This is a genomic window from Vibrio aerogenes (genome assembly GCF_024346755.1).
Lineage (GTDB): Bacteria > Pseudomonadota > Gammaproteobacteria > Enterobacterales > Vibrionaceae > Vibrio > Vibrio aerogenes.
In genome coordinates, this window is record NZ_AP024861.1 from 675,046 (window position 1) to 695,569 (window position 20,524).

Annotated in this window: 15 protein-coding genes; 10 read left to right on the plus strand and 5 right to left on the minus strand. The window is 44.8% G+C overall.

Annotated elements, in window-relative coordinates; all coding sequences use genetic code 11:
- Positions 1-36 precede the first annotated feature (36 nt).
- Positions 37-852: a nucleoside triphosphate pyrophosphohydrolase gene (mazG, locus tag OCV29_RS03135; protein WP_073603443.1), complete on the plus strand. Its 816-nt coding sequence runs from the start codon at positions 37-39 to the stop codon at positions 850-852.
- Between the two features lie 15 nt (positions 853-867).
- On the opposite strand, the gene OCV29_RS03140 is transcribed toward mazG, so the two are convergent.
- Entirely contained in the window at positions 868-1,800 is a 933-nt protein-coding gene (locus tag OCV29_RS03140) for a LysR family transcriptional regulator (protein ID WP_073603590.1), read from the minus strand.
- A gap of 267 nt (positions 1,801-2,067) precedes the next feature.
- Between OCV29_RS03140 and OCV29_RS03145 the strand changes: the two genes are divergently transcribed.
- From OCV29_RS03145 to eno, 5 genes are all read left to right on the plus strand, one after another.
- A complete protein-coding gene (locus tag OCV29_RS03145) occupies positions 2,068-2,823 on the plus strand; it encodes a (Fe-S)-binding protein (protein ID WP_073603589.1) in 756 nt (251 codons plus the stop codon).
- Positions 2,823-4,247 carry a LutB/LldF family L-lactate oxidation iron-sulfur protein gene (locus OCV29_RS03150; protein ID WP_073603588.1) on the plus strand — a complete coding sequence of 475 codons (1,425 nt, stop codon included), beginning with the start codon at positions 2,823-2,825 and terminating at the stop codon, positions 4,245-4,247. The genes OCV29_RS03145 and OCV29_RS03150 overlap by 1 nt, the downstream gene beginning before the upstream one ends.
- On the plus strand, positions 4,244-4,903 hold the full coding sequence (locus OCV29_RS03155) for a LutC/YkgG family protein (protein WP_073603442.1): 660 nt from the start codon (positions 4,244-4,246) through the stop codon (positions 4,901-4,903). The genes OCV29_RS03150 and OCV29_RS03155 overlap by 4 nt, the downstream gene beginning before the upstream one ends.
- 298 nt (positions 4,904-5,201) lie before the next feature.
- On the plus strand, positions 5,202-6,842 hold the full coding sequence (locus OCV29_RS03160; RefSeq protein ID WP_073603441.1) for a CTP synthase: 1,641 nt from the start codon (positions 5,202-5,204) through the stop codon (positions 6,840-6,842).
- Between the two features lie 76 nt (positions 6,843-6,918).
- Positions 6,919-8,220: a phosphopyruvate hydratase gene (eno, locus tag OCV29_RS03165; RefSeq protein ID WP_073603440.1), complete on the plus strand. Its 1,302-nt coding sequence runs from the start codon at positions 6,919-6,921 to the stop codon at positions 8,218-8,220.
- A gap of 86 nt (positions 8,221-8,306) precedes the next feature.
- Here eno and OCV29_RS03170 read toward each other — a convergent pair whose 3' ends face one another.
- The 4 genes from OCV29_RS03170 to OCV29_RS03185 form a co-directional block, all read right to left on the minus strand.
- Positions 8,307-9,569, minus strand: a complete 1,263-nt coding sequence (locus tag OCV29_RS03170) for a multifunctional CCA addition/repair protein (RefSeq protein ID WP_084193297.1) — start codon at positions 9,567-9,569, stop codon at positions 8,307-8,309.
- Between the two features lie 81 nt (positions 9,570-9,650).
- Positions 9,651-10,259 carry a TIGR04211 family SH3 domain-containing protein gene (locus OCV29_RS03175; protein ID WP_073603438.1) on the minus strand — a complete coding sequence of 203 codons (609 nt, stop codon included), beginning with the start codon at positions 10,257-10,259 and terminating at the stop codon, positions 9,651-9,653.
- 159 nt (positions 10,260-10,418) lie between these two features.
- Positions 10,419-11,678 (minus strand): inorganic phosphate transporter, encoded by a 1,260-nt coding sequence (locus OCV29_RS03180; protein WP_073603437.1) that lies wholly within the window; start codon positions 11,676-11,678, stop codon positions 10,419-10,421.
- Positions 11,679-11,806: 128 nt separating this feature from the next.
- Positions 11,807-12,487, minus strand: coding sequence for a TIGR00153 family protein (locus OCV29_RS03185; protein WP_073603436.1), 681 nt, complete (start codon positions 12,485-12,487; stop codon positions 11,807-11,809).
- Between the two features lie 210 nt (positions 12,488-12,697).
- Here OCV29_RS03185 and OCV29_RS03190 point away from each other — a divergent pair, with 210 nt between their 5' ends.
- The 4 genes from OCV29_RS03190 to hldE all read left to right on the plus strand — a co-directional run bounded on the left by OCV29_RS03190 (position 12,698) and on the right by hldE (position 20,509).
- The gene (locus OCV29_RS03190) at positions 12,698-14,218 is read left to right on the plus strand and encodes a CYTH and CHAD domain-containing protein (RefSeq protein WP_073603435.1); all 1,521 of its coding nucleotides are present in this window, start codon (positions 12,698-12,700) and stop codon (positions 14,216-14,218) included.
- Between the two features lie 365 nt (positions 14,219-14,583).
- On the plus strand, positions 14,584-15,840 hold the full coding sequence (locus OCV29_RS03195; protein ID WP_073603433.1) for a methyl-accepting chemotaxis protein: 1,257 nt from the start codon (positions 14,584-14,586) through the stop codon (positions 15,838-15,840).
- A gap of 215 nt (positions 15,841-16,055) precedes the next feature.
- On the plus strand, positions 16,056-18,941 hold the full coding sequence (gene glnE / locus OCV29_RS03200) for a bifunctional [glutamate--ammonia ligase]-adenylyl-L-tyrosine phosphorylase/[glutamate--ammonia-ligase] adenylyltransferase (protein WP_073603432.1): 2,886 nt from the start codon (positions 16,056-16,058) through the stop codon (positions 18,939-18,941).
- A 137-nt stretch (positions 18,942-19,078) separates the two neighbouring features.
- Positions 19,079-20,509, plus strand: a complete 1,431-nt coding sequence (hldE, locus tag OCV29_RS03205) for a bifunctional D-glycero-beta-D-manno-heptose-7-phosphate kinase/D-glycero-beta-D-manno-heptose 1-phosphate adenylyltransferase HldE (protein WP_073603431.1) — start codon at positions 19,079-19,081, stop codon at positions 20,507-20,509.
- Positions 20,510-20,524: the final 15 nt, after the last annotated feature.

The following is a 20,524-nucleotide window of genomic DNA, read 5'->3' on the forward strand; positions in this document are numbered from 1 at the left end:
TTTACCTCGCTTTTTCTTTGAGTAAGCAGGGAATATATGTCACATCCAATTGAACAACTGAAACAAATCATGGCAAAGCTGAGAGATCCGGAATCAGGATGTCCCTGGGATTTGAAGCAGAGCTTTGAAACAATTGTGCCGCATACCATAGAAGAAACATACGAAGTGGTGGATGCGATTCACGCGGGTGACTGGGACAATCTGAAAGAAGAACTGGGTGATTTTATTTTTCAGGCAATTTTCTATTGCCAGCTTGCTCAGGAGCAGGGATTGTTTGACTTTGATGATGTGATTTGTGGCGTTAACGAAAAGCTGATCAGGCGACATCCTCATGTTTTTGGCGATCTGAAAGCTAAGGATGAAACTGAGATAAATGCCAACTGGGATAAGATCAAAGCGGCAGAGAAGCAACAGGCCGGAAAAACAGAACAAAGTATTCTGGATACGGTGCCTGCTTCTTTACCAGCATTGAGCAAAGCGAATAAGTTACAATCCCGTTGTGCAAAGTTTGGTTTTGACTGGGATACCCTGCCGCCGGTTGTGGCAAAAGTTCAGGAGGAACTGGAAGAGGTGATGGCCGAGGTGAATCATGCTCAGCCGGATCAGGAGAAGATTGAATCAGAACTCGGGGATTTACTATTCTCAGTGGTGAATTTATCACGACATCTGAAATGTCATCCCGAAACTGCGCTGAACCGCTCTAACCACAAATTTATCCGCCGTTTTAAAGGTGTGGAAGCTATCGCCCGGATGAAGAATAAATCTGTCAGTGATCTGACTCTTTCAGAGCTTGATGCGATGTGGGAGCAGGTTAAAGCCGGAGAATCAGCAACTCCGGATATCTCTGAGTGACACTATGAAAAACGATCACTCAGACATATCTGATGGGACCTTTTCATTTGAAAAATAATGTGCGATATCTGTATAACTGGTCCGGATGTGCTCAATCAGCAGCCGGACTTTATTTTGAGGCTGCCGTGTGAAAGGGTAAACTGCATAAACGCCCAGCTGTTTTCCTGCCTGATGTGGAAATAGTTCAGTCAGCAGGCCTTGTCGTAAATCCTGATAGACTAGGCACCGCGGTACATAAGCGATACCGTATCCACTCAATACCGCTTTTCTGAGTGCGACCGCATTATCGGTTGATAAATTACCAGCGACCCGGATGAAATAGCGTTGTCGCTGATGAATAAATTCCCATTCATTTGCTCCGGTTGTCTGACCCGTATAAAGCAGGCAGTTATGATGGACCAAATCAGCCGGCTGGCTTAATTCTTCCGCTTGTTTAAGATATTCCGGTGAAACACAGACGACCCATTGTGAATTCAGAATATGTCGGGCAATCAGTGTTGAGTCTTCCAGATTGTTTGTCCGGATGACCAGATCGTAACCGTCTTCCACCAGATCGACAAATTGATTATTCAGAGACATGTCGACAGTTAATCCTGGATTCATCTGACAAAATTCGGCGACTGAATCTGCTAAAAGTAATTCTCCTGAGATCGTCGGGACTGACATTTTGATATGTCCTGTGACCCGTTCACCATATCCGGCGACGGAGTTGACTGCTTCCTGAGTCGCCGCCCGGACATTTCTTGCACCATGAAGCAATACTCTGCCTGCTTCTGTCAACGTGAGTTTCCGCGTGGTTCTGTACAGAAGTTGAACCCCTAACTCCTCCTCCAGATGTTTAATATGCTTGCTGACCACTGAATTAGTCAGATTATATTTGGCTGCAACTTTACTGAAGCTTCCCAGCTCGACTACAGAAGAAAATAAAATTAAATCATCAGCTTTCATAAATGGTTTTTGTATTTGATTATGGAATTTTGAGAATGAATCATTTTCATTATTTCTCTGTTTCTCCACCAAAGAAAAGGATAAAGTTACCGTGCATTTAATGATATTTGATGCATATCAAAGTGAACGAAAGTAATTATCTGAAAACAATATTAATTTCAGCTTAAACATTGCCATTATTTATGTGTTACTCCCCCTAACTCTTTTATCTGTCAGGTTATTTCCTGAAAATGAATAATGGCCTTTATTTTTTCTGAGGAGGTAATGATGCGTATTTACCCCGCAAAGCCTGAAAAGGTCTATTTCTACTCAACCTGCTTAGTCGACCTCTTTGACCCGGAGGCTGGTTTAAGCGCCATGGCTTTATTGAAGCAGCAAGGCATTGACGTCATTTATATTGAAAAGCAGACGTGTTGCGGGCAACCAGCTTATACCTCCGGGTATGATGATGAAGCCAGAGACATTGCTCAGCATCAAATGGCACTTTTTCCCCAACCTTATCCGGTGATTGTTCTTTCCGGTTCATGTGGCGGCATGATGCATCAGCATTATCAGCGTTTATTCAAAGATCACCCTCTGGAATCAGAAGTAAAGGCTTTTTGTGACAGAGTCTTTGAGCTAACGGAATTTTTGGTCAATGTCTGCCATGCACGATTCAAAGACAATGGTAAGCCCACATCAGTCGTCATGCATACCTCATGTTCAGCGCGGCGTGAAATGAATGTTCATATCAGTGCGACCCAGCTTATCAGTCAGTTAGATAATGTAGAGCTGAAAATTCAGGATTATGAGAGTGATTGTTGTGGGTTTGGTGGCACATTTGCAGTGAGGCATCCTCAGATATCTCAGGCTATGGTGGAAGATAAAGTGGCTCATCTGCTTTCCACTGGTGCAGAGTATCTGGTCAGTGCTGACTGGGGGTGTTTACTCAATATTAACGGTTCACTGCAATATCAGGAACAACCGTTGCAGGGTCGTCATCTGGCAACTTTTCTTCTTGAACGAACACAGGGCGCTCTATGATGACTCAATCACCTCAATTTTTTAATTTACAGGCTGAAAAAGCACTTGATGATCAACAGTTGAGAGACAACTTTCGGGGTGCAATGGATGACTTGCGAAATAAGCGTAAGAACGCATTTTCTGATCCGGAAGAAGAAGCTGTGGTTCGTAAAACAGCCGAAGGAATCCGTCAACGCTGTTTGAGTAAATTACCTGCACTGCTTGAACAGCTTGAAGAAAACTGCATTCGTAATGGCATTCAGGTTCATTGGGCCGAAAGCCCGTCCCAGGCGAATACAATTATTGCCGGCATTGCTCAGTCCCACCAGGCAAAACATATTATCAAAGGTAAATCCATGGTGAGTGAAGAAGTTGATCTCAACCACGAGATGGAGAAGCTTGGTATTGAATGTCTCGAAAGTGACATGGGAGAGTTTATCATCCAGCTGGACGGAGACAAACCATCGCATATCATCATGCCTGCGATTCACAAAAATAAGCAGCAGGTGAGTGATACATTTGAACAACATTTGCCTGATTTTACCCCGACAACCGATGTTGATGAACTGATACAGGCGGCCCGCCGGTATCTGAGAGAAAAATTTTTACGGGCTGATATTGGTTTATCCGGGGTTAACTTTGCGGTTGCTGAAACCGGGACACTTTGCCTGGTAGAAAATGAAGGGAACGGAAGAATGTCTACAACTATTCCGGATGTTCATGTGGCGATTACCGGGATAGAAAAAGTTGTTGAGTTTCTGGCTGATTTGCCACCGCTGTTAAGTGCCGTTTGTCGTTCAGGAACCGGACAGGCACTGACAACATATATCAATATGATCTCTTCTCCCCGCAGAGACGGCGAGAAAGATGGGCCGCAGGAAGTACACCTTGTGTTGCTGGATCACGGACGCAGTCAGGCTTACGCTGATACAGAATTACGCCAGACTCTGCAGTGTATCCGGTGTGGGGCATGTATGAACCATTGTCCGGTTTATGCCCGAATTGGCGGGCATGCTTATGGGACCGTTTATCCGGGGCCTATTGGTAAAATTATTTCTCCTCATCTGCTGGGTTTAAAGCCAACGAAAGATTTGATCACTGCTTCCAGTCTTTGCGGTGCATGTAGTGAGGTTTGCCCGGTCCGTATACCGATCCCGCAAATATTGATGCGTTTGCGCAGAGAGTCTAAACATTCTGCGACTGCTGCAAAACCGATGGATGGTCAGAAGTCATCATTTAAGCCTGCAGAAAAAATCGCAATGAAATCTTTTGCTTATATCGCGACCCACCCCGCCATTTATCAGCTGGGCACTAAAGCTGCAACGACATTCAGAAAATTAATGCCTGCCAATCTGGGGCCGTGGACATCCTGCCGGACTGCGCCTCAGCCTGCATCAAAATCACTGCACCAAATGATGAAGAAGCGTCATCCGGAGGATTTATGAATACAGCAAAAGATAACATATTGGCTCGTCTTCGCTCTGCCGGAGCAGTTCCGGTTCATTCTGAGTCATATTCTTCATCATCCTGGGGGGAGATGTATCAGGTAGAAAAAAATGAAATGGTGGATCATTTTCGTCAGGCGCTGACAGAAAATCATGCACAGGTCTCGGTGATTGAATTGTCTGAATTACAGGAGACGTTACAAAAACTATGTCAGGATAAGGGATGGCGCCGGGCTGTGACTGGCAATGCCGGTGCTTATCTGGAAACCATTCGTCAAGGATTATTTGCTATTGAAGTGACAGCACTTGAGCAACCCTTTGAGCGTTGGAAAAGTGAGCTTTTTCACGATGTTGATGTTGGCATCACGCATGCTGCCGCCGGTATTGCAGATACAGGTGCATTGGTTTTAAAGTCAGGTTCTGCAGAGCCCAGAACGCTTTCACTGGTGCCGCCTTGTCATGTTGCGGTGCTGCGCCAGTCTGATTTGTTTGCCAGTCTGAGTCAGGTGATGGTACAGCAGCAGTGGTCAGAGGAGATGCCGACGAATCTATTATTGATTTCCGGCCCATCGAAAACAGCCGATATTCAAAGAACATTAGCGTATGGTGCGCACGGACCTGCAGAGTTAGTGGTAATTATTTTGTCCGATCAGTAATGTTCCTGATGGCGTTAAATATTTGAATTTACCTGAAGTTGGTTTATCTTATGGCTGCATTGAAGCAGCCATAATTTTAATGCAGTTAATCCGGAAGAAAAGTTGAGCTGATATGATTTGTAGCTCGGAAAAAATGAACTACAGTATTAGAAAACGCTCTAAAGGATTTGATTTGAAGCAAAAAATAAAAAATCGTTCTGTGATAGGTTTCACGTTGTGGTGGTCATGGTGATCTGGTATATTTATATCCCGTCCAGAAAAAACTCATTTCCCTCATTCAACCAATTTCAGGTTAAACATGACGACAAAGTATATTTTTGTGACTGGCGGGGTTGTATCCTCTCTAGGTAAAGGTATTGCAGCAGCATCGCTTGCAGCTATTTTAGAAGCGCGTGGTCTTAAAGTGACCATTATGAAGCTTGATCCTTATATTAATGTGGATCCCGGTACGATGAGTCCGACACAGCACGGTGAAGTTTTTGTGACGGAAGACGGTGCTGAAACTGACTTGGATTTGGGTCACTACGAGCGCTTTATCCGTACCAAAATGACGAAGCGGAATAACTTTACTGCGGGTCGGGTCTATGCGGATGTCTTGCGCAAAGAACGTCGTGGTGATTACCTTGGTGCGACGATTCAGGTGATTCCTCATATCACTAATGCGATTAAAGATCGTATCGTGGCTGGTGCCGAAGGTCACGATGTCGCTATTGTTGAAATTGGTGGTACGGTTGGTGACATTGAATCACTTCCTTTTATGGAAGCAATTCGTCAGCATGCGGTTGAAATTGGCCGTGAAAATGCACTCTTTATGCATTTGACTCTGGTGCCTTATCTGGCCGCAGCCGGAGAAGTGAAAACCAAGCCAACACAACATTCCGTGAAAGAATTACTGTCTATCGGTATTCAGCCAGATATTCTGGTATGCCGTTCAGACCGCATTATCCCTGCGAATGAACGTAAGAAAATCGCGCTTTTCTGTAATGTGCCGGAAAAAGCCGTCATCTCAATGAAAGACGTTGATTCTATCTATAAAATTCCCCAGTTGATCCGATCACAGGGTCTGGATGATTTGGTTTGTGCCAGATTTGGTATTCAGGCACCTGAGGCTGATCTTTCTGAATGGGAGCAGGTGATCTATGAAGAAGCCAATTCGATCGGCGAAGTGACCATCGGAATGGTGGGTAAATATATTGCGCTGCCTGATGCTTATAAGTCAGTGAATGAAGCATTAAAACATGCCGGCTTGAAAAACCGTTTAAGCGTGCATATTAAGTACGTAGATTCTCAGGATCTGGAAACGAAAGGCACGGAAGTTCTTGAAGGCTTAGATGCAATTCTGGTTCCCGGAGGTTTCGGAGACCGGGGGATTGAAGGGAAAATCCTGGCTGCTAAATATGCCCGTGAAAATAAAGTGCCATATTTAGGTATTTGTCTGGGGATGCAGGTGGCGTTGATTGACTATGCACGCCATGTCGCCGGTATGGAAGGGGCGCACTCGACCGAATTTTGTAAAGAGACTCAGTTCCCTGTTGTCGGATTGATTACCGAATGGGTTGATGCTGAGGGGAACGTGGAGGAGCGTTCAGAGAAATCTGATTTAGGCGGCACGATGCGTCTTGGTTCTCAGCTTTGTCACCTGGAAGAAGGGACTAAAGTGAATCAGATGTACGGAAGCAAGACGATTCATGAGCGTCACCGTCATCGTTATGAAGTAAACAATTTACTGCGGCCTGAGATTGAAAAAGCAGGATTGAAAGTGTCTGGCTTATCGGCGGATAAAAAGTTGGTTGAAGTGATTGAGAACCCGGACCATCCATGGTTTGTTGCTTCTCAGTTCCACCCTGAATTTACATCAACGCCGCGGGATGGCCATCCGTTATTTACCGGATTTATAAAAGCTGCTGGTGAATATCAGCGCAGTAATATTGATGAGTAAAAGGACAAGGGTCATCGGGTTCAATCACCCGGTTACCTGCTAATTTGACATTTAAATTCAAAGAGAGGAAACATTAATGTCTAAGATCGTTAAAGTTCTGGGTCGTGAAATCATTGATTCTCGCGGTAATCCAACTGTCGAAGCAGAAGTTCACCTGGAAGGCGGTTTCGTAGGTATGGCTGCTGCACCATCTGGTGCATCAACTGGTTCTCGTGAAGCGCTGGAATTGCGTGATGGCGATAAGTCACGTTTCCTGGGTAAAGGCGTATTAAAAGCAGTTGAAGCTGTCAACGGTCCTATCGCTGAAGCTTTGGTTGGTAAAGATGCAAAAGCACAAGCTGACATCGACCAAGTGATGATCGACTTAGATGGCACTGAAAACAAATCAAAATTTGGTGCAAACGCAATTTTGGCTGTATCTCTTGCAAATGCGAAAGCAGCTGCTGCTGCGAAAGGTCTGCCGCTTTATGAGCACATTGCAGAATTAAACGGTACTCCGGGTCAGTTTTCTATGCCTTTACCAATGATGAACATCATCAACGGTGGTGAGCACGCAGATAACAACGTTGATATCCAGGAATTCATGATTCAGCCTGTTGGCGCAAAAACTCTGAAAGAAGCACTGCGTATCGGTGCTGAAGTATTCCACAACCTGGCAAAAGTTCTGAAAGGTAAAGGTCTGAACACAGCTGTTGGTGATGAAGGTGGTTTTGCGCCTAACCTTGAGTCTAACGCTGCTGCACTGGCTGCTATCAAAGAAGCTGTTGAAAAAGCAGGCTATGTTCTGGGTAAAGATGTAACGTTGGCGATGGACTGTGCTGCTTCTGAGTTCTACGACAAAGAAGCTGGTAACTACAACATGAAAGGCGAAGGTAAAATCTTCACTTCTGAAGAGTTCAACCTTTACTTGCAAGAGCTGGCTAACCAGTACCCAATCGTTTCTATCGAAGATGGTCTTGACGAGTCTGACTGGGATGGCTTCAAGCACCAGACTGAACTTCTGGGTAACAAACTGCAATTGGTTGGTGACGACCTGTTTGTAACCAACACCAAGATCCTGAAAGAAGGTATCGAGAAAGGTGTTGCGAACTCTATCCTGATTAAATTCAACCAGATCGGTTCTCTGACTGAGACTCTGGCTGCAATCAAGATGGCTAAAGACGCTGGCTATACAGCGGTTATCTCTCACCGTTCTGGTGAAACAGAAGATGCAACAATTGCTGATCTTGCTGTTGGTACTGCTGCAGGTCAAATTAAAACTGGTTCGATGAGCCGTTCTGACCGTGTTGCTAAGTACAACCAGTTGATCCGTATTGAAGAAGCGCTGGGTGAACGTGCGCCATTCAACGGTTTGAAAGAAGTGAAAGGTCAGGCTTAATTGTTTAACCTGATGTGAAAAAAGCGCCTTTGATAAGGCGCTTTTTTAGTGTCTGTTGGTTGCATCCAATATGTCCGGATGCCCCTTTATTTTTTTTGATTGTTATCTGTCGATTGTCCGCAATAGCGAGCATCTTCCATTTCTTTCCTGGTGGCTTCGGTTCTTCTCCGGTTCAATTCCTCCCTGATTGCTTTCCCCTGAAACCCGGCTTTGACTATTTCCTGAATATTGATTGCCTGTGCCGCTTTGTAAGCTCTTTCTGCTAATTCCTTTTGTGGGTATGCTTTCTCGTCACATTGCGCTCTTCCCTGAAAATCAGCCTGGCAGCACAGCAACATATCATTCAATCGCTGTGGCTTTCTCCAGACATCGACTTGATTGAGAATTGTTAAAATGGCTTCTGCTTCTAATTCTTCAATCTGATGGATACCAGAATGGTGCTCGCAGACCAGCAATGCTAAATCACGATATTCCGTTGGCGTTTTAATTCTTTCACAGAGTGATTGAATCTGTTTTAGTCCGGTTTGTTGGGTATTTTTATGGAAAAAGCATTCATTTTCAGGCGCTATACCTTTCCCTGAATCATGCACGATGGCTGCGAATCTGACCGGAAGAGAGTCAGTCAGCGCCGCCGCTTTTTTAGCAACCCTTAACACATGATTCCCGGTTCCTGTTCCCGGGTGTGATTTTTGTGGTTCCGGGACATCAAACAATGGATCGATTTCCGGAAAAATAACAGCAAGTGCGCCACACTCCCGGAGCACCGACAGGAATATCTGTGGGTTTTCTGTTGCAAGGGCTTTAGTGAACTCCAGCCAAACACGTTCCGGAGTCAGATGGGCGAGCTCACCTGACCTGGCCATTTGTTTCATTAGCGCCATTGTTTCAGGCGCAACCGTAAATTGGAGACTAGCCAGTTTTGCTGCAAACCGGGCGACTCTGAGTACTCTGACCGGGTCTTCTGCAAATGCGTCTGATACATGACGGAGAGTGCGGGTGTTTATATCCTGCTTCCCCTGATATGGGTCGATCAGGGAACCCTGTTTTGTTTTTGCAATGGCATTGATGGTTAAGTCGCGACGCATCAGATCATCTTCAATGCTGACATCCGGCGCAAAAAAGCAATCAAACCCTTTATAACCGGTGCCTGATTTTTTTTCTGTTCTTGCCAGTGCGTATTCTTCTTTCGTTTTCGGGTGTAAGAATACCGGGAAGTCTTTTCCGACGGGGAGATACCCCAGTGCTTTCATTTCTTCCGGTGTACTGCCGGTGACAACCCAGTCCCGGTCATGCACCTGAATACCAAGTAAGCTGTCCCGGACAGCCCCACCAACAAGATAAATCTGCATGCTGAATCCTGCATTCCTGGTTGAGGTATAAAACACAAAAAGGCCATCACTTGTGGCCTTTTGGTCGTAAAACGTTTCACTTTATACCCAGTCTGAACGGGACTTTTTACGTTTAGGTACGATGTGAGGAAGTAACATACCAAACAGAATGCCAGCAAAAGCGACGCCGCCACCATACATGAAATACTTCATTAGTAAATCTTCTTCCTGAGTATCAAGCTTGGCTCTGAGCTGACGGACTTCACTTTGAGATGTCGTCAGTTTCTGGCTGATTTCACTGTAATTGGTTTCGAGCTCAGATATCTGTTTATTCCGGACATTCAGTGAATCAACCAATCCGGCCTTTTCCTGATTCGTTTTTTTCTCAGCATCAGCGAGCAGTTGCTTCACGTTGGCCAGCTCTTCTTCAAGCCGGGGCAAACGTGAAGCCATACTTTCGGTTGATGTAATGAATTTATTCTGAACCCAGCCTTTGCGCCCGCGGGTATCAACAACTTCACTATACCCGGTCTCTTTGTTGGACTTAATCAGCTGAATTTTTTCACCGGCATCGACACTGCCTATAATTCGGTATTGGTTACTTGGACCAGAATGCATATAGGTGAATAATTTATCTGCGATATAGTAATCCCGGGCAAACGAAGGCATCGTCAGGAGAGAAAGCAGCAACATGATGATCAGTTTTTTCACGGTAAACCCTTAAGCGAAATATATTGGAAAGCGGAAAAGATTTTTATGAATAGTAAAAATTTTCTTGGAATGGTGCAACAATGAAGGGAGGCTTTGCCTCCCTTTATGCAAATTTGAGTTAATAATCACATGTCTCTGACAAATCATTGACAGTGTCAATCAGATAAATAGTTTTTCCAGCGCATAATAAAAGATGACAGCTAATAAAGCGCCAGCAGGCAATGTGACTATCCAGGATGCGACAATGTTACGCACGACCCCAAGGTTTAATGCTGCGATGCCTCTGGCAAAACCCACACCTAAAACGGCACCAACCAATGTTTGTGTTGTTGAGATCGGTAAACCTGTTCCGGAAGCCAGAACAACTGTACATGCTGTAGCAAGCTGTGCAGCAAAACCGCGGCTTGGGGTTAACTCTGTGATTCCCGTACCAACAGTTTTCATGACTTTATGTCCCAATGTCGCCAGACCAACAACAATACCAAAGCCACCCAGCGGTAAAATCCACCACTGAATTTCACTTTTTGCAGTGATTTCGCCCATATGTTGTACCGTTGAAACAACAGCAGATAATGGACCAATTGCGTTCGCTACATCGTTTGAGCCGTGTGCAAAAGCCATCGCACAAGCTGTAATCACCATCAGAACACTGAAAATGCTTTCTACGCTGTTGAAGCTGCGATCTTCTTCCTTGTCTGAGAACTTCTTAAAGATGTAAATGTATCCGCCAACCATGATGATCGCTGAGACAAACATAGCCCAAAGCCATGCTTCAGGTGTTGTTAAGTGCAGACCTACATGCTTCAGGCCTTTCTTGATGGTGACCAAAGCAATGACCATGGTAGTAATGAACATATATATCGGTACAAAGCGCTTGGCATTCATCAGAGGATTTTCTGTATCAAATATCAACCGCTGTGCACTGACAAAAATAATATAGGCAAAAAAGCCCGAGATGACCGGTGTAATAATCCAGCTGCCAACGATGCCCTGAACTGAGGCCCAGTCAACAGCATCTGTGCCTATTGTGACACACGCAAAACCAATAATTGCACCGATGATTGAGTGAGTTGTAGAAACCGGCCAACCCATATACGAAGCCAGTAATAACCATGTTCCGGCAGCCAGCAGAGATGACATCATGCCGAAGACCAGAATATCCGGCTGGCTGATAAACAAATCGGTTTCAATTACGCCTTTGCGAATTGTATCCGTCACTTCGCCACCAGCGAGATAAGCACCGGCGAATTCGAAAATCATCGCAATGAAAATAGCTTGTTTTACGGTCAGAGCTTTAGAACCGACAGAGGTGCCCATAGCATTTGCAACATCATTTGCACCAATACCTATGGCCATAAGAAATCCGAAGACTGCTGCAACAAGGACCAAAATAGTGCCGTAATTTGCAAGGATATCCATTGTAATACCTAGTTATTTTAACAAGCGGAGCACGCGACTTGTTTGTACGTCCCGTTCTGCGACCGAGACACACTTAACTCTCGACTATGTTGTCAGTCTCATGCTCTTTGTTATGGTTGATTGATTGGTCAGGAACGGGACAGCATCAGCTCTAAACGTGCGCCTACCCGCTGAGCTTGATCGGCAATACCACCCATCCACTCAATGATTTTGTATAAGAACATGACATCTATTGGGTTATATTTTGACTCAATAGACATAAGTTGTTGGCGTAACTGAATTTGCATTGCATCAGTGTCATCTTCGATGACATCAAGTTGATTGATCATCTCTGCAACAAGCGTTACTTCCCGTCCCTTAAACCCGGTTTCGAGCAGCTCATCCAGTTCACTGATCACCTTTTGAGCCTGATTAGCTGCATCAAGGCATCGCTTGACATAATCAATGAAACTACTTTGAAGTGGTTCAGGAATGACAAGCTGACGACCGTAAACCCGGCCTGTGATGTCTTTTGCAAGATTCGCCAGTTTATCCTGCTGAGTCAGCAGTTCAAGCATATCGGTCCTGTCGACCGGCAGGAAAAGTCCCCGGGGAAGTTTCAGACGAATCTCCCGTTTCAGGACGTCTGCTTCTTTTTCCAGGTGAGAAATTTGCGCGCGAATCTCTGAAGCTTTTTCCCAATCATCCTGAAAGGTGACTTCGAAAAAATTGACCAGGTGAGAACAACACTCACTCACACACACAACATGTCTTTGCAAAGGCTTTATTGGGGACTTTGCAAATAACCCCATAATTGTATTCATTGGCATGTTAACGTCATCCAGACTTATAACCTTCAAAAAATGTTCAACAAACGTTAATCGTGGTGAAATGTTGAACATTGGCTATAGAGGCGCGCATGTTAACTCATTACTTCGTGCTTTAAAACTGTTTTAGATCACGAATGATGTGATATTTCCTTCTTGCCCATGTGCTCAATTGGCAATATCCTGTGGCTATCTGCCACGAAAGGTATTGTTATGGAAACCGAGATAGAACTGAAGTTTTTTGTTTCTCCTGAATATTCAGAGATTTTAAAGCGTAAAATTTCTGAAGCGAAAGTACTTCAGCACAGTTGTCGTGAACTGCAAAATACTTATTTTGATACACACGATAACTGGTTACGCCAACATGATACAGGGCTTAGGATACGACGATTTGATGGAGTTTATGTTCAGACGGTGAAAACGTCGGGGCGTGTTGTCGCCGGACTTCATCAACGACCGGAATACAATGCCGAACATGACAGTAACACGCCATTATTATCTCTTCATCCTCAGGATATTTGGCCGGAAGGCCGCACAACAGAGCAAATCCAGTCTGAATTAAAACCACTATTTACAACTGATTTTACCCGCGAGCAGTGGCTGCTTGGGATGTCTGAAGGGAGTCAGATTGAAGTCGCTTTTGATCAGGGAAAAGTGATTGCCGGTGATAAAGAAGAGCCTATTTGTGAAGTTGAACTTGAGCTGAAATCGGGTCAGACAGAGGCTCTGTTTTCATTAGCACGAACAATCACAGAAGATGGTGGAGCCCGGTTGGGGATGCTCAGTAAAGCTGCAAGAGGATATCGTCTGGTTTACGGACATAAAACCGATGAGGTGCAGCCTGTTTCACTGGTTGATACGCACTATTCTGACAGTGTTGAATCCTGCTTTATTCAGTCTCTCGAGTATGCATTATCTCACTGGACTTATCATGAACAGATTTATGTAGAGCAGCATTCAATTGCGGCTTTACATGAAATAAATCATGCGATTTGCTTAACCCGGCAGGTGCTTGCGGTTTATTCTGATGTTGTACCGAAACGGGCAACGGCGATTATCCGTCAGGAATTAAAATGGCTTGAACAAGAGCTGAACTGGCTGAAACTCTCTGATTATCTGGATAATCTGCTGGAAGATAAAGGCCATGCACTACGTAAACTGGATGCGAGAAAGTTTTTAGTTGCGGAACTGAAGCGACGGCATGAAAAACTTCCATCGGTTGAGGATATGCTGAAATTGTTCCACTCTGCCCGGTACACGGCTTTAATTCTGGACCTGAACCGCTGGATTCTCAGCCGTGGTTGGCAGCCATTTCTGGATGAGAAATCTCAGGACATACTGGCTGGGGCCATTAAGCCTTTTTCTGCAGAGAAACTGGAGCAAACATGGCAGGAATTAAAGGTTGTCTTTCCAGCTGAAAAAGCACTTTCCTGTGAAGATTATCAGGCTCAACAGTATTGTTTAATGCGCAATCTGTATACAGGGATTAGTTTTGCCAGTCTCTATGATGAAGAAGAAAGACAATCTTTCAGGTTACCCTGGGCTGACTTATTACAGGGGATCGATGACTTACTTATGCTGAAACCGCTTGAAGAGCTTGTAGATAAACTTGAGGGTGAGTCTAAAGAACAGCTGCAACGTTGGGTGTCCCGTCAACAATCTTCTATTTTGCATGCCATGGAGCAAACACGAGCTATTGGTATGGAAGCTTCACCATACTGGAAAAGTCACTAATTTATCAGTTGATGGCATAAACAAATAAAAAAGAGATGATGATTTCATCTCTTTTTTATTTGTGTTTTTGTCAGTTTCATCACTATTTTACTCATTAAATCTTTTAAGGCGTGAAATAAATTACAAAATATGCAATTTATCACGCTAGAATAAATATAACATCTTTGTAAAATTTGTAAGATGTTGATCACAAACAAGTATAGAAACTTGTCGTTCTTGATGACCTTCATGCTGTTTAACCGGGAAGTCTGTTATGCTGTGTGCGGTTACATAATGAGAAGTTAATTCAAAAAAATAAATAAAATAATGCTCTTTTAATTGAGTAATACGGGTAATCAAAAAATAGGGATAAATGGAGAACTAAAATGACAATAATGGCTTTCAGGCCCTGGGAAAAGATCGTTACTGATGTCCGGCTGGTTCCTAAAATGATCATGCTGATGCTTTTCAGCACGTTATTGATCATTGCAAAACAATTATGGGATGCAAACTCATTTTATCAGGCACTGGTAGAAGTGACAAAAAGTGTAGATATTGCAGAACAACATTATGAAGCCTATCTGGTTCAGGTTGTTTGGCAGACGCTCATATTAATCATCATTTTTATTGCTCTGCTGCTTTTTGCTGCCAATATTATGTTGCGCCAGACCCGCTATATCAGTGCATCAATTCGGACCATGGCAAGTGGTGATTTATCAGAACCGGTGAATCTCGACTGTAAAGACGAATATGGCGACATTGCCCGGGAACTGGAAAAAACACGCAGTCAGTTACAGGAACTGATCAAGTTACAGGTATCAAGCTCTCAGGAGCTGGCCGGTTTGACTGAAGTGATGACAATCAGTATGTCTGAAACAAAAGAATCAGCTCAGGATGAGTTTAATGAAATTGATCAACTTGCGACGGCGATGAGTGAGATGACATCGACGGTTCATACCGTCGCAGAGCATGCGCAAAATGCTTCTGCATTAACTGAAAATGCCTCATCGGGTGCAAAAACCGGGCAGGAATTTGTGAAAGAGACTGTCTTAAAAATGCGGGATTTATCTTCAGATATTGCGGAATCTGCTGAAGCGGTCAATCAGGTAGAAGAGAGAGTCAATGCAATCAGCAGTGTCATAGGCACGATCCAGGGAATTTCGGAGCAGACCAATTTGCTGGCACTGAATGCTGCGATTGAAGCTGCCAGAGCCGGAGAAGCGGGACGTGGTTTCGCAGTCGTTGCTGATGAAGTCCGTAATCTGGCGCAGAATACGCAGCATGCGACGGTTGAAATTCAGAACATGATTGAACAGCTTCAGCAAAGTGCGGGCTCAGCGGTCAACTTGATGGAAAAGAGTGTCGTCGAAGCTGCCGATGGTGTGGCGCTGGTGACCAATGCCGGTAGTGAGCTGGACAGCATCGTGGCGCAAATTCAGCAGATAAATGATATGAATTTTCAGATTGCTTCAGCTGCGGGGCAACAAAGTAGTGTTGCGGAAGAAATGAACCAAAATCTGACTAATGTCAGAGAGCTTGTTGAAGCATCTGTGACCGTTGTCGGAGAATTGCTGGAAACCTCTGAAATTATGCAGGGAAATGCCGAAGAGCTGGATGGCAAAATCTCTTCTTTTAAAGTGTGAATACGCCTTGTATTCGTGTCTGAAACGCCCATTTATCATGGGCGTTTATTGTTTTATATCCAGTCAATTTTCGCTGAACGTACATCTTGAGGTCATTTGGATAAAAAAATAATCTATCATGACAATGGATTGCCCCGATCTGGCTTATCAATTGAATAGATGGCGGATCGTGGCAAAGACAAGATTTGCGTTATCCGTACAAACAAAGGCCATTTATGCAATTATCACCTCAACTAAGAGCGCTATCTGACAAAAACTATCTGCAATTAACCGAAAAGTATCCTGAAGTCATGGAATGGCAAGATGATTTACTTGAACAACTCAGATATGTGCTTGGGTTGAGTGACTTTATTTTTGATGCTTTGATTCGGGATGAACAGCTTTGCAGGGAATTTCCTTCTGTCATCGCAGACTCTTCCCGTTTGCATCAATACCGTGAACAGCTTCAATCCATCCTGGCTCTGGTTTCTGAAGAACAGGCAGGTTATCCGTTACTACGCCATTATCGTAACCGGGAAATGGTTTACATCGCATGGCGGGATTTTCTCGGAAACTGGACGCTTCAGGAAAGTCTTTCTCACCTTTCGGCATTGGCTGAGGCGATGATTTTTGAAGTGTATCAGTGGCAATATAAATTATGTTGTGATTCATGGGGAACGCCATGTGATGCCCAGGGAGAAGCGCAGCCGATGCTTATCATTGGAATGGGGAAACTGGGAGGTGCGGAACTGAACTTTTCTTCTGATATCGATTTAATTTTTACCTACCCTGAAAATGGTGAAACTCAGGGAGCACGTAAGTCTCTTTCAAATGCTCAGTTTTTTACCCGTTTAGGTCAGCGAATTATCAAAAGCCTGGACCAACATACCGCGGATGGCTTTTGTTATCGCGTGGATATGCGGTTGCGGCCATTTGGTGACAGCGGACCACTGGTGATGAGTTTTGCTGCGCTTGAAGATTATTACCAGGAGCAGGGAAGGGAGTGGGAACGTTATGCGATGGTGAAGGCCCGTGTCATGGGGCGGGAAATGTACGCCTGTTACCGACAACTTCGTCAGATGTTGCGGCCATTTGTCTTTCGTCGTTATATTGATTTTAGTGCAATTCAGGCGCTGCGCCGGATGAAAGCCATGATTCAAAGTGAGGTCCGCCGGCGTGGTCTGACCAACAATATCAAGCTTGGCGCTGGCGGAATTCGTGAAATCGAATTTATTATCCAGTCATTTCAGCTGATTCGCGGAGGCCGTGAACCCACGCTTCGTCGCCGGGGATTAGCCGAAACTTTGGATGCGATTGAATCTCTTGGTTTACTCAGTTCTCATGAAGCAGAACATTTAAGGAATGCGTATCAGTTTCTCCGCCGGCTGGAAAATTTACTTCAGGCAATTGCAGATAAACAAACACAGACACTGCCCGACGACCTGCTTTCACAAATTCGTTTGGTGACAGCAATGAACCTTGATTCATGGGAAGATTTGCTACAAAAAACAGAGCAGCATATGTCGCGTGTGAATCAGGTTTTCATTCATCTTATTGGCGAAGATGAACATGCTCCGGATTGCCCGGTTGCCGGTGTTTATTGTGAGTTGTGGAATATGGCTGGCCGCCCTGAAGTGATTGATGAAATTGTTGCTCAGGAGTTTGATGGTGCTGAACAAGCTGAAATCAAAGAGACTATTTGTGGATTTAAATCGGATCTGGCCAGAAAAACATTAGGTCCCAGAGGCAGGGAAGTACTGACTCACCTGATGCCCAAAGTATTTCAGGCGATTTTTTCTCATCCTGATTCACGATTTGGGTTACCCCGGGTTTTATCGTTTTTACAAAAAATCGTTACCCGGACAACGTATCTTGAACTCCTTGATGAGTATCCGGGGGCTCTGATGCAACTGGTGAAATTATGTACCGCCAGCCCGATGATTTCACAGCAGCTTAGCCGTTATCCGGTCCTGCTGGATGAGTTGCTTGATCCGCAACATTTGTATAATCCGGTTCCTCTGGCGCATTACAGGCATGAGTTACGCGATTTTCTGGCCCGTATTCCTGAAGATGATATGGAACAGCAAATGGAAGCGTTGCGACAGTTTAAGCAAATCTGTTTGCTCCGGATTGCGGCCGCTGATATTGCGGGTGTCCTTCCCGTCATGAAAGTAAGTGATCACTTAACTTATCTGGCTGAAGCGATTGTTGAAGCGGTCGTTCAGCAGGCATGGAAGCAACTGACAGAAAAATATGGTGAACCCACTCATCTGCGTCAGCGTGAGGGAAATGGGTTTGCGGTGATTGGTTATGGCAAAGTCGGTGGATGGGAATTGGGGTACAACTCTGATCTTGACCTTGTTTTCATGCATGATTGTCCTTCCGACGTATATACTGACGGGCAAAAGGAAATCGATGGACGCCAGTTTTATTTGCGTCTTGCTCAGAGAATTATTCACATATTTTCTGTCCGGACTGCTTCCGGAATTCTATATGAGGTAGACACCCGTCTCCGGCCATCCGGAGCTTCTGGTCTGTTGGTCACCACAGTCGATGCATTCAGAGAATATCAGAATCAGGAGGCCTGGACCTGGGAGCATCAGGCTCTGGTCCGTACCCGGGTGATTTATGGTGATTCAGAACTGAAAGCTGCTTTCTCTGGAGTACGCCATCAGGTATTGAGTATGACGAGAGATGAATCTGAGCTGAAAAAAGAAGTGGTCAATATGAGAGATAAAATGCGACAGCATTTATCTGCTAAAAAATCCGGGCGCTTTATGATTAAACAAGATCCGGGCGGAATTACTGATATTGAATTTCTGGCTCAGTATCTTGTATTGCGCTATAGCGCGGAGTATCCCTCACTGACAGACTGGTCGGATAATGTCCGGATTTTTGAGTCACTGATGACGGTGAATCTTATAGATCAGACACAGGCTCAGAGGTTGACTGAAGCCTACACCACTTTACGGGATCAAATTCACCGGCGTAATTTGTTAAATCTCGATGCGGATGTCAAAGAAGATAAACTGCTGCCGGAAAGAGAGTCTGTGATTCATGCATGGAAACAGTGGTTTGAAGAACCCAGGTCAACAACCCCTGACGATAGCCTGGATAATTGACGTATATCAGATGTTAAACTAATTGAATTACAAAGATTTTTAACTGAAAGTTCAGAACGACAGACTGTAGTGACACAGTTTAGCCGGGAATCCGGCTGTGATAGACTGTGCAACATAGATGACAATGGAGAGAATTGATGAAGCCCATTCTACCTGATTACAGCCAGGCCGGAGTATTAATTGTTGGTGATGTGATGTTGGATCGCTATTGGTATGGGCCAACCGGGCGGATTTCACCAGAGGCACCGGTGCCGGTTGTGAAAGTAGAGAATAATGAAGAGCGTCCCGGTGGTGCTGCGAATGTTGCGATGAATATCGCATCTCTGGGTGGACATGCGAACATTATCGGATTAACCGGCGATGATGAACCCGCATCTGTGTTAAGTGAAAAGCTGACATCACTCAATGTGAATTGTGATTTTGTGGCTTTAAAAGATTACCCGACAATCACTAAATTACGGGTTTTAAGCCGCGGACAGCAACTCATCCGGCTTGATTTTGAAGATAAGTTCCAAAATACCGATCCTGAACTGATTCTTTCCCGGATGGAGAAAAAACTGCCAGATGTCAAATCGGTCGTTTTGTCTGATTATGCGAAAGGGGCATTAGAACATGTGCAGCACTTCATTCAAAAAGCCCGTCAGGCCGGTGTGCCGGTATTTATCGATCCCAAAGGGGCTGATTTTGAACGATATCGTGGCGCAACACTTTTAACGCCCAATATGACAGAGTTTGAACTGGTTGTTGGTAAAGTCGCCTCTGAGGAAGAGTTGGTTGAAAAGGGCCTTGAGCTGATCAAAACCTATGATTTTGAAGCATTGCTGGTCACCCGCAGTGAACATGGGATGACACTGTTGAGACGTGATGAAGCCCCTTTTCATTTGCCGACGCAGGCGAAGGAAGTCTACGATGTAACAGGTGCCGGAGATACAGTTATCTCTGTTCTGGCTGCATCTGTCGCTGCCGGAAAACCACTCGATGAGGCATGTGCTCTGGCAAATGCAGCGGCTGGTGTTGTGGTTGGAAAACTGGGAACCTCAACGGTTTCTACCATTGAACTCGCTGAGGCTGTTAACGGCAGTCAGGATACTGATTTTGGTGTGATTAATGAGAAATCACTGATTGAGGTCGTGAAAAAAGCTCAGGCCTGTGGTGAAACCGTTGTGATGACCAATGGTTGTTTTGATATTCTTCACGCCGGACATGTCTCTTACCTGAATCATGCTGCCAGCCTGGGTGATCGTTTGATTGTCGCCGTCAATACGGATGACTCCGTAAAACGTTTGAAAGGTCCGGGACGTCCGGTGAACACGACTGAACGCCGCATGGCTGTGCTGGCAGGTTTAGGTGCGGTCGACTGGGTTGTTCCATTCAGTGAAGATACACCACAGCGGTTGATTGCATCAGTACTGCCGGATTTATTAGTGAAAGGTGGCGATTATCGTCCTGAAGAAATAGCAGGCGGAAAAGAAGTGATTCAGGCGGGGGGAGAAGTCCGGGTACTTAATTTTGAAGATGGATGTTCAACGACTGAGATTATCAATGCCATCAAAGGTGAGGTCAGTTAGTCGCCGTTTTACCTG

Coding starts and splice junctions, on each gene's coding strand:
- mazG (WP_073603443.1), top strand. CDS start 37: ATGTCACATCCAATTGAACAACTGAAACAAATCATGGCAAAGCTGAGA.
- OCV29_RS03140 (WP_073603590.1), bottom strand. CDS start 1,800: ATGAAAGCTGATGATTTAATTTTATTTTCTTCTGTAGTCGAGCTGGGA.
- OCV29_RS03145 (WP_073603589.1), top strand. CDS start 2,068: ATGCGTATTTACCCCGCAAAGCCTGAAAAGGTCTATTTCTACTCAACC.
- OCV29_RS03150 (WP_073603588.1), top strand. CDS start 2,823: ATGACTCAATCACCTCAATTTTTTAATTTACAGGCTGAAAAAGCACTT.
- OCV29_RS03155 (WP_073603442.1), top strand. CDS start 4,244: ATGAATACAGCAAAAGATAACATATTGGCTCGTCTTCGCTCTGCCGGA.
- OCV29_RS03160 (WP_073603441.1), top strand. CDS start 5,202: ATGACGACAAAGTATATTTTTGTGACTGGCGGGGTTGTATCCTCTCTA.
- eno (WP_073603440.1), top strand. CDS start 6,919: ATGTCTAAGATCGTTAAAGTTCTGGGTCGTGAAATCATTGATTCTCGC.
- OCV29_RS03170 (WP_084193297.1), bottom strand. CDS start 9,569: ATGCAGATTTATCTTGTTGGTGGGGCTGTCCGGGACAGCTTACTTGGT.
- OCV29_RS03180 (WP_073603437.1), bottom strand. CDS start 11,678: ATGGATATCCTTGCAAATTACGGCACTATTTTGGTCCTTGTTGCAGCA.
- OCV29_RS03185 (WP_073603436.1), bottom strand. CDS start 12,487: ATGCCAATGAATACAATTATGGGGTTATTTGCAAAGTCCCCAATAAAG.
- OCV29_RS03190 (WP_073603435.1), top strand. CDS start 12,698: ATGGAAACCGAGATAGAACTGAAGTTTTTTGTTTCTCCTGAATATTCA.
- OCV29_RS03195 (WP_073603433.1), top strand. CDS start 14,584: ATGACAATAATGGCTTTCAGGCCCTGGGAAAAGATCGTTACTGATGTC.
- glnE (WP_073603432.1), top strand. CDS start 16,056: ATGCAATTATCACCTCAACTAAGAGCGCTATCTGACAAAAACTATCTG.
- hldE (WP_073603431.1), top strand. CDS start 19,079: ATGAAGCCCATTCTACCTGATTACAGCCAGGCCGGAGTATTAATTGTT.